Source organism: Allobosea sp. TBD101, assembly GCF_059817965.1.
Window position 1 is genome coordinate 3,698,496 of the sequence record NZ_CM187543.1, and the last position, 12,329, is coordinate 3,710,824.

Below are 12,329 nucleotides of genomic sequence, written 5' to 3' on the forward strand. Positions count from 1 at the left end.
ATGGTCGGGACAAGCCCGACCATGGCGGAAACGCGCGTTCTCGCCCTTCTCACTCCGCCGGATGCGCGATCGTCGGCGGCTCCTGCTTGCTGCGGCGGAACCAGCTGCCGAGCTTCACCAGCCCTTCCGAGAGCCTGTCCATGTAGAGGAACAGGACGGGCGTGATGAACAGCGTCAGCACCTGGGAGATCATCAGGCCGCCGACCACGGCGATGCCGAGCGGCTGGCGCAGTTCGGCGCTGGCGCCGGCGCCGAGTGCGATCGGCAAGGTACCCATCAGCGCCGCCAGCGTCGTCATCAGGATCGGCCGGAAGCGCATGATGCAGGCCTGATGGATCGCCTCCTGGGCCGACTTGCCCTCGCGCCTGAGCACCAGCGCCACGTCGATCATCATGATCGCGTTCTTCTTGACGATGCCGATCAGCATCAGCAGCCCGATGATCGCGATGACCGAGAGCTCGAGGTCGAAGAGCCTGAGCGCGCCGAGCGCACCGACCGCCGCCGATGGCAGGCCGGTCAGGATGGTTAGCGGGTGGATGAAGCTCTCGTAGAGGATGCCGAGCACGATGTAGATCGTCAGGATCGCGCCGGCGATCAGCAGGCCTTGATTGGCGAGCGAATCCTGGAAGGTCTTGGCCGTGCCGGCGAGCGTGGTCGAGATCGACTTCGGCAGGCCGAGTTCGTCCTTGATCGCCGCGATGCGATTGACGCTGTCACCGAGCGCGACGCCGGCCGGCAGGTTGTAGGAGATCGTCACCGCCGGAAGCTGGCCGAGCTGGTTGACGGTGAGCTGGCCGGCCGTGCGCTCGATCCGGGCGATGGCGCCAAGCGGCACCAGCGTGCCGGACTTGGTGCGGACGCGGATGGCGTTCAGCCGCTCCGGCGTCCAGTGCTCGTTCGGGTTGAACTCGACCACGACATTGTAGCTGTCGCCGGCGGTGTAGATCGTCGAGACCTGCCGCACGCCGAAGCCGGAATAGAGCGTCGAGCGCAGAATGTCGGAGCCGATGCCGAGCGCGTTGGCCTTGTCGCGATCGACCACCACCGTCGCCTGCAGGGCGTTGTCCTGAAGGTCGGTGGTGACGTCGACGAAGGTCGAGCGGTCGCGTGTCATCGCGTCGGCAAGGCGCACGGCCCAGCCGTTCATCTGCTGCTGGTCGAGCCCCTGCACGACGAGCTGGTACTGGCTCTTCGAGGAACGCGCGCCGATGCGCAGGTTCTGGACGGGGGTCATATAGGTGCTGATGCCCGCCACCTGGGCGAGATCGCGCCTGAGCGAGGCCAATACCGCTTCGATCTTCGGCCGCTCGTCGAGCGGCTTCAATTCGACGAAGAGGCGCCCGGCATTGAGCGCGCTGCCGCCGCCATTGCCGCCGACGGTCGAGGCGACATGGGCGACGTAAGGTGACTTGCGGAAGATCTCGGCGACTTCGGCCTGCAATTTCTGCATCGCGTCGAAGGAGATGTCCTGCCGCGCCTCGGTCGCGACCTGGAGCTGGCCGATATCCTCCTGCGGGAAGAAGCCCTTCGGCGTAGTCTGGAGCAGCCAGACGCTGCCCGCCATGGTCAGGAAGAAGGCGAGCAGCATCAGCGGCTGGAAGCGCAGGCAGAATGTTACCCCCGCGTCATAGCCGGCGAGCAGCTTGTCGAAGCCCTTCTCCAGCAGGCGGCCGAGCGCGTTCTCCTTGTGATGCTCGGAATAGCCAGAGAGCAGGCGCGAGCACAGCATCGGCGTCAGCGTCAGCGAGACGAAGGCGGAAGCCAGGATCGAGACCGTCACCACCACCGCGAACTCGTTGAAGATGCGGCCGATGACGCCGCCCATCAGCAGGACGGGGATGAAGACCGCGACCAGCGAGAGCGAGATCGAGATGATGGTGAAGCCGATCTCGCCCGCGCCCTTCAGCGAGGCCTCGAAGGCGGAGAGCCCATCCTCCTCCATGTGCCGGACGATGTTCTCGAGCATGACGATGGCGTCGTCGACGACGAGGCCGACCGAGAGCGTCAGGCCCAGCAGCGAGATGTTGTCGATCGAGAAATTGAGCAGGTACATCGCGGCAAGCGTGGCGATGATCGAGATCGGCACCGCGACCGCCGGGATGAAGGTGGCAGCCACCCGGCGCAGGAAGACGAAGATCACCATGACGACCAGCGCGATGGTCAGGAGCAGCGTGAACTGCACGTCTTCGACCGCCTGGCGGATCGAGGTCGAGCGGTCGTTGAGCAGCGCGAGCGAGGCGGCCGCCGGGAGCTGGTCCTCGAAGGCCGGGATCATCGCCTTGACGCGGTCGACCACCTCGACGGTGTTGGCGTCGGGCTGGCGCTGCACGGCGAGCACGATCGCGGGCGTGCCGTCATAGGTGCTGCGGGTCTGGGTGTTCTCGACGGAATCGATCACCTTGGCGACGTCGCCGAGCCGGACCGGCTTGCCCGAGCGCGTGGTGATGATGACGTTGGCGAACTGGGCCGCGTCGGCGAGCTGCGTCTTTGCCTGGATGGTGAGCTGCTGGGCCGAGTTCTGGATGGTGCCGACCGGCGTGTTGGCGTTGGTCGCGGTGATCGCCAGTTGCAACTCGTCGAGGCCGATGCCACGCGCGGCGAGCGCGGTCGGGTCAAACTGGATGCGCACCGCATATTTCTGGCTGCCCCAGATCAGCACCTGCGCGACACCGTCGACGGTGGAAAGCGCCGGCGAGATGACCTGCTGGGCGAAGGCGTCGAGCTGCGAGAGCGGTATCACGTCGCTCTTCAACGCCATCAGGATGATCGGCGCATCGGCCGGATTCACCTTGCGATAGCTCGGCGGTGTCGTCATCTCGATCGGCAATTGCCGCTGAGTGCGCGTGATCGCGGCCTGCACGTCGGCAGCGGCGGCGTCGATATTGCGGTTCAGCACGAACTGGATCGCGATCGAGGTCGCCCCCTGCGAGTTCGTGGTCGAGATCGAATCGATGCCGGCAATGGTGCCGAATTGCTTGACCAGAGGCGTCGCGACCGAGGTCGCCATCGTGTCGGGCGAGGCGCCCGGCAATTGCGCGGAGACGTTGACGACCGGAAACTCGGCGCGCGGCAGGGCCGCGACCGGCAGGAAGCGCCAGGCGAAGAGCCCCGCCAGGACCAGCGAGGCCGACATCAGGATGGTCGCGACCGGGTGGCGGATGCAAAAGGCGGAGACGTTCATGAGCGTGCGCCTTCCGCAACCGGCGTCGCCTGCGCCGGCTTCTCGCCGGTCGCCGCGCGCTCGCGCACCCTGGTGCCCTGCTTCAGCCGCATCTGGCCGTCGGTGACGACGCGTTCGCCCGGCGCGATGCCTTCGGTCACCGCCGTGCGCTCGCCATCGCTGAGCGCGACCTTGATCTGGCGGAGATCGACCGTGGAATCCGGCTTCATGACGAAGGCATAGGGGCCCTTCTGCCCTGTCTGCACCGCGACGGTCGAAATCACCGTCACGCCCGTCAGGACCTCCGGAATGATCTCGACATCGACATACTGCCCCGGCCAGAGGCTGAGATCGTCATTGGCGAAAGCGGCCTTGGCGGTGATCGTGCCGGAGGCGATGTCGACGGTGGAATCGACGAAATTGAGCTTGCCCTCGGTGGCCGTGCGGGCGGCATTCGGGACGCGGGCGGTCACCGGCACAGGCTTCGAGGCCGCCAGCGCTCCCTGCAAGATCGGCAACTCGCTCTCCGGCAGGGCGAAGGAGACGCGCAGGGGCTTCATCTGGGTGATGGTCAGCAGGCCGGTGCCGCTGCTGTTGGCGCTGGCATTGACGAGATTGCCCGGTGTGACCTGCACCGTGCCGATGCGGCCATCGATCGGCGCGGTGATGCGGGTATAGCTCAGCTTGAGCCGGTCGGCATCGAGCGTCGCATGGTCGCCCTGAATGCTGGCGGCAGAGCTCTTCTCATCGGCTATCGCCTGGTCGACCTGCACCTGTGTGCCGGCGTTACGCACCAGGAGCTGCCTGTAGCGCTCGAGATCGGCGAGATTGCGGGTATGGGTCGCCTCGTCGCGGGCCAGCATCGCCTCGTCCTTGGCGATCTGGGCCTTGATGTCGCGATCATCGAGCGTGAAGAGCAGGTCGCCGGCCTTGACGAACTGCCCGTCGGTGACGTGCTGCGCCATGATCTGGCTGTCGATGCGGGAGCGCACGAGCACGCTCGCCGGCGTCTCGACGAAGCCGATGGCGTGCTTGCGCACCGGGAAGTCGGCCTGCACGGCGGCAGCGGTGACGACCGCGACCGGAGCGCCCTCGCCCCGCCCGCCGCGGGCCGTGCGCGCAGCCTCAGGCGAACGCGCATGCCAATACCAGGCTCCACCGGCTGCAAGGCCGATGGCAACGACGCCGATGATCAATCCTGAACGCTTCATAATCTGTCCACTCGCTCAGGCTGCGTTGCCGGCAGCGGCCGGCGCCTTGTCGTCGGATCGGGCACGGATCTGCTCGCGGATCGCGGCCAACGTGCCGAGCGCCGACAGGATTGCTTCCTCGTCAGTCTCGCCCAGCACGTCCTGGGCGATCTCGGTCCGGACGGAATCGAGATCGTCGACCAGCGCCCGCCCCTCCGGCGTGAGGAAGAGGCGATAGGCACGACGGTCCGAAGGGTCCTCGCGGCGCTCGATCAGGTTCTGGCTCTGCAAGCGGTCGAGCAGGCGGGCAAGCGAGATCGGCTGCAAATCCATCTGCTCGGCAAGCGCGGCCTGTTTCAGCCCCTCCTGACGCCTGAGGCGGGACATCACGCCCCACTGCGCCCGCGTCGTGCCGTGCTGGCGCGCGCGCTGCTCGACATGGGTCCGGAGCAGCCGCGAGGTTTCAACCAGCTGGAAAACCAGTTCCCGCCGCAAGGGTCGCTTCATTCGCAGGTCTCCCAATCGTAAGCCTGCTTATCATGTGCCGGATTACGGCTTTTTCAGGAGTGGATTGTGCGACGCACGCAAAGGTGATCAGGCGTAGCGGAAGTGACGATTATCGGCCGGTGAAGGCCGCCGGCCGCTTCTCCAGAAAGGCCGTCACGCCCTCGCGAAAATCGGCGGTCGCCGTCGTCTCGCGGAAGGCGTCCCGCTCCGCTTCGAGATGATCCGCAAGAGCGGCATCGGGAGCCTCCGTCAGCAAAGTGCGGATGCGGCCATAGGCGCCGGTCGGCCCCGCCGCGAGCTTGCGAGCCATTGCCAGGGCCTCGCCGCGGGCCTGAGCGACGGGCACGACACGATTGACGAGACCCATCCTCAGCGCCTCGTCAGCCTCGAATGTCTCCGCCAGCAACGCGATCTCGCGCGCCTTGCGCTGGCCGACGAGCCGGGCCAGCCGGTAGGTGCCGCCGAGATCAGGCGTCGCGCCGATCCGGGCGTATGCCATGGTGAAGCGGGCATCATCGGCGGCGATGGCGAGATCGCAGGCCAGCGCGAGGCTGAATCCGCCACCGGCAATGGCGCCATGCAGGCAGGCGACCGAGGGCAGCGGCAGGGAATCGAGCAGCCGCAGCGCCTCGTGCAGCGGTGCCATGATCGCCTCGATGCCGGCCGCGATGTCGTGGCCTGCGAGGAACTGCGAGACATCGCCGCCGGCACAGAAGGCCCGGCCATTGCCTTGCAGCAGAATGGCGCGGACATCGCTGCTGGCCGCGATCGCCTTCACCTGCGTCAGAAAGAGCTCGGCCATCGGGGCGTCGATGGCGTTCAGCACCGCCGGCCGGTTGAGCGTCAGGATGGCGACGCCGCCGTCACGGGTGAGCTGAACCGAATCGGAAGCGTCGGACATGGCGGTCTCTGGGAGAGCGGATAATCGATGCGAAGCTAGAGCATACTGATTTCCAACGGAACCTGAGCGTCATCCCGGGCAAGCTGCGGAGCAGCGCAGATCCGGGATCCATCGTAAAGCTCCGGCGCCCTTCGATGGATCCCGGGGCAAGCCCGGGATGACGGTGTGGTTCCGAGGAAACTCAGCACGCCCGAGGCTGGGGCGGACATCATTGTGCGCGCGAGGTGCATCTGCACGCATCGGGCATCGCGTTTGCGCGAGGGCCACTGGCCTTGGCTGCGCGTGGGCTTCTAGACTGTGCGGGAAACCTGCCCCTTCCGAGACCCTGTCCCGTCATGAGCCAGCTCTTCAGCCCCTATCAGCTTGGCAGCCTCACGCTTGCCAACCGCATCGTCATCGCCCCGATGTGCCAGTATTCGGCGCAGGATGGCTGCGCCACTGACTGGCACACCATCCATCTCGGGCATCTCGCCTTGTCCGGCGCCGGCCTCCTGATCATCGAAGCGACGGCCGTCGAGCCGGATGGCCGGATCAGCCCGTTCGATCTCGGACTCTGGTCGGATGAAACCGAAGCCGCGCTCGGCAAGGCTCTGGATGCAACGCGCCGCTGGTCGGACATGCCGATCGCGATCCAGCTCGCCCATGCCGGGCGCAAGGCCTCCCTCGCCCAGCCCTGGAAGGGCGGCGGCCAGCTCGGCCTCGATCAGGGCGGCTGGACGGTCGAAGCGCCCTCGGAGATCGGCTTCGAGACCTACCCGCGGCCGCCGCGCGCCCTCGCCCACGATGACATCGCGCGCTTGATCGAGGCCTTCGCGGACTCGGCCCGCCGGGCCGTACGGCTCGGCTTCGCCGCGATCGAGCTGCATGGCGCGCATGGCTATCTGATGCACCAGTTCCTCTCGCCGTTCTCGAACAAGCGCGAGGACGAATATGGCGGCTCGCTGGAGAACCGCATGCGCTTCCCGCTCGCGGTGCTCGATGCGGTGCGTGCCGTGGTGCCGGCGGGCTATCCGGTCGGCTTCCGCATTTCCGGCACGGACTGGGTCGAGGGCGGCTGGGATATCGAGCAGAGCATCGCCTTCTCGGCAGCGGCCAAGGCGCGCGGCGCCGATTTCATCGACATGTCCGGTGGTGGCTTGTCGGCAAAACAGAAGATTCCACTCGGCCCGAGCTATCAGGTGCCGCTGGCGCGGGCCGTGAAGCAGGCCACAGGCATCACCACCATGGCCGTCGGTCTGATCACCGAGGCCGAGCAGGCCGAAGCGATCATCGGCACGGGCGAGGCCGATTTCGTCGCGCTGGCACGCGGCATCCTCTACAACCCGCGCTGGCCCTGGCACGCTGCCGCCCAGCTAGGGGCCACCGTCAAGGCGCCGAACCAGTATCTGCGCTCGCAGCCGCGGCAGTATTCCAAGCTGTTCGCCTGAGTTTGCAACGCTGTTCCAGGTCATCCCGGACGGAGCGAAGCGGAGATCCGGGATCCATGCCTGAACCGTTCCGGCATGGATCCCGGGTCTCCCTGCGGTCGCCCGGGATGACCGTGTACTTTATGAAGTTCGACAGAATCGCCGGAGCCGCCGAGACATGACCGCCTATTCCGACCTCTCCGCCCATTTCGGCCGCATCGCCGCGCTGTCGAACGCCATCGGCATCCTGCAATGGGACAACGATGTGATGATGCCGAAGGGCGCAGCCGAGACGCGGGCCGAGAGCATGGCCCTGCTCCATGTCATGCGCCACGGCCTCTCGACCGATGCCCGCATCGGCGACTGGCTCGCCGAGGCCGAGAACGACGGCAGCCTCGGCGCCTGGGAGAAGGCCAACCTGCGCGAGATCCGGCGCGTCTGGACAGTCGATACCGCGCTGCCCTCCGAACTGGTGGAAGCGTCGAGCAAGGCGGTCTCGGCTTGCGAGATGCGCTGGCGCCAGGCGCGGGCCGATTCCGATTTCACCGGACTTCTGCCCTATCTCGCCGAGGTCCTGAACCTCCAGCGCCAGATCGGCCGGGCGAAGGGCGAAAAGCTCGGGCTCTCCCCCTATGACGCGCTGCTCAACGATTATGAGCCCGGCGGCCGCTCCGCCAAGATCGACGGGCTGTTCGACGATCTCGCCGCCTTCCTGCCCGGCTTCACGCAGGAGGCGATGGCAGTGCAGGCGCGCCGACCGGCGCAACCGGCGCTGGACGGCCCCTTCGCCACCGAGACGCAGCGGGCGCTGGGTCTCAAGTTCATGGCGGCGCTGGGCTATGATTTCGAGCGCGGCCGGCTCGACATCTCGACCCATCCCTTCTGCGGCGGCGCCGATAACGATGTCCGCATCACCACGCGCTATGACGAGGCCGATTTCACCAAGGCGCTGATGGGCGTGCTGCACGAGACCGGGCACGCGCTCTACGAACAGGGTCGGCCGCAAAGCTATCTCAACCAGCCGGTCGGCGCCGCGCGCGGCATGAGCCTGCATGAGAGCCAGTCGCTGCTGATGGAAATGCAGGCCTGCCGCTCGCGCCAGTTCCTGACCTACGCCGCTCCCTTGATGCGCGAAAGCTTCGGCGGGACGGGTCCGGCCTGGGAGAGCGAGGCGCTTTGGCATCGCTATACCCGCGTCGAGCCCGGCTTCATCCGCGTCGACGCCGACGAGGTGACCTACCCCGCCCATGTCATCCTGCGCTACCGGCTGGAAAAGGCGCTGATCGCCGACGAGATGCCGCTCGCGGAGCTACCCTCCGCCTGGAATGCCGGAATGAAATCCCTACTCGGCGTCACCGTGCCGAACGACCGGCTCGGCTGCCTGCAGGATATCCACTGGCCGTCCGGCGGCTGGGGCTATTTCCCGACCTATACGCTGGGCGCCATGACTGCGGCCCAGATCTTCGACGCGGCCTGCAAGACGGAAGGCTCGATCCTGCCCGGCATCGGCAAGGGCGATTTCAGCCCGCTGGTCGGCTGGCTGCGTGTCAATGTCCACGGCAAGGGCTCGCTGCTCCCGACCGACGAGCTGCTCACCGAAGCGACCGGCCGGCCGCTCGACGCCTCGGTGTTCAAGGCTCACCTGCGCAGGCGCTATATCGACGAGGTGTGAGGATCTTTCATTTTATTTAGTAAAAACAAAAACTTAAGCCATAGCCGATCGCCGGTCGGCCATGCAGCTTTCGGGCTTGCATCGGGGCGCCCGAAGCGGGATGTCGGAGACGACCTCCCGCTTCGGTGAACGATCATGCCCCAGACCAAACCCGCCCCCCGCATCGCCATCACCTATTGCTCGATGTGCAACTGGATGCTGCGCTCGGCCTGGCTCGGGCAGGAACTGCTCTCGACCTTCGGACAGGATCTCGGCGAGGTTGCGCTGATCCCGCGCACCGGCGGCATCTTCCAGATCCATTATGACGGCGAATTGATCTGGGACCGCAAGGCCGATGGCGGCTTCCCGGATTCCAAGGTGCTGAAGCAGCGCGTGCGCGACCGGCTCGACCCCGAGCGCAGCCTCGGCCATGTCGACGGACACACGATGTCGGCCGAGGCGGAGAGCTGAGAGCGCTCTCCACAGTCGCAATACTTCGCGGTCATCCCGGACAAGCGGCGAAGCCGCGCCGATCCGGGATCCATGCCTGAACCCATTCCGGAAGCGCTCCGGAATGGATCCCGGGTCTCCGCTTCGCTACGCCCGGGATGACAGTGTTCAGGCGGTTGCCGCGTGCTTCCGCGTCGCGGCGATCCAGGCCTTCAGCCGGCCTTCGGGATCGGCGTTCAGGGTGATGTCGGTCACCGCCGCGACGATATCGGCGCCGGCCTCGAAGACGCCCGGCGCCCGCTCCAGCGAGACGCCGCCGATGCCGACCAGCGGCAGGTCGCCGATGCGGCGTTTCCATTCGCCCAGCCGCTCGAGCCCCTGCGGGCCGAAGCGCATCTGCTTCAGGATCGTCGGATAAACCGGGCCGAGCGCGACATAGTCGGGCTTCGCAGTCAGTGCGCGCTCCAGCTCGGGCTCGTCATGGCTGCTGATGCCGAGCTTCAGGCCGGCCTTGCGGATCGCGCCGAGATCGGCGTCGTCGAGATCCTCCTGGCCGAGGTGCAGCCAGTCGCAACCCTCGGCGATGGCGAGCTTCCAGTAGTCGTTGACGACGAGCACGCAGCCAGCCGCGGCGCAGAGCGTCTTCGCCCGCGCGATCTCACGCGCGACCTCGGTCTCGGGGCGGTCCTTGACGCGCAATTGCACCAGCTTGACGCCAAGCGGCAGCATCCGCTCCAGCCAGTCGGCGCTGTCGAAGATGGGGTAGAACGGGTCGAGCTTCATGCGGGAGCAATCTTTCAGGCGAGGAAGGCTTTGCCCATGACGGGCGTCGAGGGAGCGGCCATGTCGCGCGCCTCGATCGGCTGCGCGGCAAAAGCCTGGCGGCCGGCGCGGATGGCGAGCGCGAAGGCCTCCGCCATCGCGGCGGGATCGCCGGCCTTCGCGACGGCAGTGTTGAGCAGGATGCCGTCATAGCCCATCTCCATCGCCTGCGCGGCATGGGAGGGCAGGCCGATGCCGGCATCGACGACGAGCGGCACATCCGGGAAATGCTGGCGCATGCTGCGCAGGCCATAGGGGTTGTTGAGCCCCCTGCCCGATCCGATCGGCGCGCCCCAGGGCATCAGCACCTCGCAACCGGCATCGAGCAGGCGCCCGCCGATAACGAGGTCCTCGGTGGTGTAGGGAAAGACCTTGAAGCCGTCATCGGTGAGGATGCGCGCGGCCTCAACCAGCGCGATCACGTCCGGCTGCAGCGTATCATCCTCGCCGATCACCTCGAGCTTGATCCAGTCGGTGCCGAAGACCTCGCGGGCCATCTGCGCCGTGGTCACTGCCTCCTTGACGGTATGGCAGCCGGCCGTGTTCGGCAGAACCTTGACGCCGAGCTCGCGGATCAGCGCCCAGAAGGCCTGCCCAGCGCCGCCGGAGGATTCCCGGCGCAGCGAGACGGTGACGACCTCAGTGCCGGAGCGCTTCACCGCCTCGGCCAGGATCGCGGGCGACGGGTATTGCGCCGTACCCAGGAAGAGCGGGTTCTGCGGCTCGAAGCCATAGAAGGACGCCATCTCAGCCTCCCTGCATCGGCGCGACGATCTCGACGCGGTCGCCCTCGCTCAGGGCCGTTTCGGCGCGCTTGCGAGCCGGCACGAAATCGCCGTTCACAGCAGTCGCGACGATGCGGCCGCCAAAGCCCAGCTCGGCCAGCGCCTCGGCCAAGGTCTTCGCCGCGACCGTCTGGGGGGCGCCGTTAAGCAGCAATGTCATGCAGCATCTCCAGTGTTGCTTGCGGGTTCAGCACGGCCTCGGTCGCCATCCGCGCCATGGCGGGGCTGAGCAGGAAACCGTGGCGATAGAGCCCGTTGACATGGATCACCCGGCCGCGACGCGTCAGCCGCGGCAGGTTGTCGGGAAAGGCCGGGCGGGCATCGGTGCCGATCTCGACAACCTCCGCTTCGGCGAAAGCGGGATGCAGCGCGTAAGCCGCGCCGAGCAATTCCAGCATGGCGCGCGCGGAGATGCGGCGGCGCTCGCCGCTCTCGACCATCGTCGCGCCAACCATGAAGAGCCCGTCCGCACGCGGTACGATGTAGAGCGGAATGCGCGGATGCAGCAGCCGGACCGGGCGGGACAGGCGGATATCATCGCTCCGCAGCAGCAGCATCTCGCCCTTGACGCCGCGCAGGTCCGGCAGGTCATCGCGCGCCGCCAGCCCCCGGCAGTCGAGGACGATATCGGCATCCAGATCGGCGGGCTCGGCGGCACTGTTGAATTGAATGACGGTGCCGTTCGCGAGCAGCCTCTCGGCAAGCGCAGCGATCGCGAGACGGGGATCGAGATGGCACTCCCCGCCAAAGAACAATCCTCGCGAAAAGCGTCTGGCGAGATCGGGCTCCAGCCCGGAAATGGCCTCGCCGTCGACCTCCTCGAAATGGCTGGTGCGCTGGCCGAACCGGCGCAGTTCCGAGCGATCCCGGCTCGGTGCTACGACGAGCGTGCCATGGCGGGTGACGCCACCGGCATGATGCTCCCACCAATCGGCGGCCTGCTGCCCGAGCCGGACCACCGGCTCCTCGGCGCTCTCGCCCTCACACCAGGGCGCGAGCATGCCGCCGGCATACCAGGAACAAGCCTCGGCGCCGATGCGGGGGCCGCGCTCATGGATGGTTACCCGTGCGCCGCGCGCCAGCAGTTCGGTGGCGCAGGCCAGGCCGACCACGCCGGCGCCGACCACCGCGACATTCAGGCCCGACTGAAGGCGTTGCGCCGTCATGCTCTTCCCTGCTCCCGGAAAGGCAGCGGCCTGGGGCACGATCAAGATGTCTGCCGAAGACCGTTCCCTTCGCCGGCATTACCCGGATCAGGTGCGATGGGTTGACGCGAACCACGTCTCTCAGCCTTTCGGCACCCCAACGGACGGCCTCAATCTAGTGTCTGCCGTGCATCGGGGCAAGGCGAGCTGGCGCAAGGCTCGATTGTGTACTGCGCTGGCTTGCTGCGCGCACGATCAGATCACTCCCTTCACACGGGAGTGCTCTATGGCTCTCTCGGACACATGCACAGG

At 67.0% G+C, this 12,329-nt stretch carries 11 protein-coding genes and 1 riboswitch; of the genes, 3 read left to right on the top strand and 8 right to left on the bottom strand.

What is annotated here, in order from left to right:
• Positions 1–49: 49 nt before the first annotated feature.
• The 4 genes from AC6RIC_RS18000 to AC6RIC_RS18015 form a co-directional block, all read right to left on the bottom strand.
• Positions 50–3,181, bottom strand: a complete 3,132-nt coding sequence (locus AC6RIC_RS18000; RefSeq protein ID WP_499733347.1) for an efflux RND transporter permease subunit — start codon at positions 3,179–3,181, stop codon at positions 50–52.
• Positions 3,178–4,371, bottom strand: a complete 1,194-nt coding sequence (locus tag AC6RIC_RS18005) for an efflux RND transporter periplasmic adaptor subunit (RefSeq protein WP_499733348.1) — start codon at positions 4,369–4,371, stop codon at positions 3,178–3,180. Before AC6RIC_RS18005 ends, AC6RIC_RS18000 begins: the two co-directional genes overlap by 4 nt.
• 15 nt (positions 4,372–4,386) lie before the next feature.
• Entirely contained in the window at positions 4,387–4,857 is a 471-nt protein-coding gene (locus AC6RIC_RS18010; RefSeq protein ID WP_499733349.1) for a MarR family winged helix-turn-helix transcriptional regulator, read from the bottom strand.
• 109 nt (positions 4,858–4,966) lie between these two features.
• The gene (locus AC6RIC_RS18015; protein ID WP_454657516.1) at positions 4,967–5,758 is read right to left on the bottom strand and encodes an enoyl-CoA hydratase/isomerase family protein; all 792 of its coding nucleotides are present in this window, start codon (positions 5,756–5,758) and stop codon (positions 4,967–4,969) included.
• 335 nt (positions 5,759–6,093) lie between these two features.
• On the opposite strand from AC6RIC_RS18015, the gene AC6RIC_RS18020 reads away from it, so the two are divergent.
• The 3 genes from AC6RIC_RS18020 (at position 6,094) to AC6RIC_RS18030 (ending at position 9,286) form a co-directional block, all read left to right on the top strand.
• A complete protein-coding gene (locus tag AC6RIC_RS18020) occupies positions 6,094–7,185 on the top strand; it encodes an NADH:flavin oxidoreductase/NADH oxidase (protein ID WP_499733350.1) in 1,092 nt (363 codons plus the stop codon).
• Positions 7,186–7,342: 157 nt separating this feature from the next.
• A complete protein-coding gene (locus AC6RIC_RS18025; protein WP_499733351.1) occupies positions 7,343–8,836 on the top strand; it encodes a carboxypeptidase M32 in 1,494 nt (497 codons plus the stop codon).
• Between the two features lie 135 nt (positions 8,837–8,971).
• Positions 8,972–9,286, top strand: a complete 315-nt coding sequence (locus AC6RIC_RS18030; RefSeq protein ID WP_499733352.1) for an Rdx family protein — start codon at positions 8,972–8,974, stop codon at positions 9,284–9,286.
• A gap of 147 nt (positions 9,287–9,433) precedes the next feature.
• Here the strand turns inward: AC6RIC_RS18030 and AC6RIC_RS18035 are convergent, their stop codons facing one another.
• Genes AC6RIC_RS18035 through thiO form a run of 4 tightly spaced genes read right to left on the bottom strand, consistent with a single transcriptional unit; the run spans position 9,434 to position 12,011 of the window.
• Complete coding sequence (locus AC6RIC_RS18035; protein WP_499733353.1) at positions 9,434–10,048, bottom strand: thiamine phosphate synthase; 615 nt, start codon at positions 10,046–10,048, stop codon at positions 9,434–9,436.
• A 14-nt stretch (positions 10,049–10,062) separates the two neighbouring features.
• Positions 10,063–10,833 (bottom strand): thiazole synthase, encoded by a 771-nt coding sequence (locus AC6RIC_RS18040; protein WP_499733354.1) that lies wholly within the window; start codon positions 10,831–10,833, stop codon positions 10,063–10,065.
• Between the two features lies 1 nt (position 10,834).
• Positions 10,835–11,032, bottom strand: a complete 198-nt coding sequence (gene thiS, locus AC6RIC_RS18045; protein ID WP_499733355.1) for a sulfur carrier protein ThiS — start codon at positions 11,030–11,032, stop codon at positions 10,835–10,837.
• On the bottom strand, positions 11,016–12,011 hold the full coding sequence (thiO, locus tag AC6RIC_RS18050; RefSeq protein WP_499736621.1) for a glycine oxidase ThiO: 996 nt from the start codon (positions 12,009–12,011) through the stop codon (positions 11,016–11,018). The genes thiS and thiO overlap by 17 nt, the downstream gene beginning before the upstream one ends.
• A gap of 74 nt (positions 12,012–12,085) precedes the next feature.
• A riboswitch (TPP riboswitch) is annotated at positions 12,086–12,187 on the bottom strand.
• Positions 12,188–12,329 lie beyond the last annotated feature (142 nt).

What these genes read in the sequence shown, in the direction of transcription:
- AC6RIC_RS18020 (WP_499733350.1), top strand. Translation starts at nt 6,094, where the DNA reads ATGAGCCAGCTCTTCAGCCCCTATCAGCTTGGCAGCCTCACGCTTGCC.
- AC6RIC_RS18015 (WP_454657516.1), bottom strand. Translation starts at nt 5,758, where the DNA reads ATGTCCGACGCTTCCGATTCGGTTCAGCTCACCCGTGACGGCGGCGTC.
- AC6RIC_RS18000 (WP_499733347.1), bottom strand. Translation starts at nt 3,181, where the DNA reads ATGAACGTCTCCGCCTTTTGCATCCGCCACCCGGTCGCGACCATCCTG.
- AC6RIC_RS18010 (WP_499733349.1), bottom strand. Translation starts at nt 4,857, where the DNA reads ATGAAGCGACCCTTGCGGCGGGAACTGGTTTTCCAGCTGGTTGAAACC.
- AC6RIC_RS18035 (WP_499733353.1), bottom strand. Translation starts at nt 10,048, where the DNA reads ATGAAGCTCGACCCGTTCTACCCCATCTTCGACAGCGCCGACTGGCTG.
- thiS (WP_499733355.1), bottom strand. Translation starts at nt 11,032, where the DNA reads ATGACATTGCTGCTTAACGGCGCCCCCCAGACGGTCGCGGCGAAGACC.
- AC6RIC_RS18030 (WP_499733352.1), top strand. Translation starts at nt 8,972, where the DNA reads ATGCCCCAGACCAAACCCGCCCCCCGCATCGCCATCACCTATTGCTCG.
- AC6RIC_RS18025 (WP_499733351.1), top strand. Translation starts at nt 7,343, where the DNA reads ATGACCGCCTATTCCGACCTCTCCGCCCATTTCGGCCGCATCGCCGCG.
- AC6RIC_RS18040 (WP_499733354.1), bottom strand. Translation starts at nt 10,833, where the DNA reads ATGGCGTCCTTCTATGGCTTCGAGCCGCAGAACCCGCTCTTCCTGGGT.
- AC6RIC_RS18005 (WP_499733348.1), bottom strand. Translation starts at nt 4,371, where the DNA reads ATGAAGCGTTCAGGATTGATCATCGGCGTCGTTGCCATCGGCCTTGCA.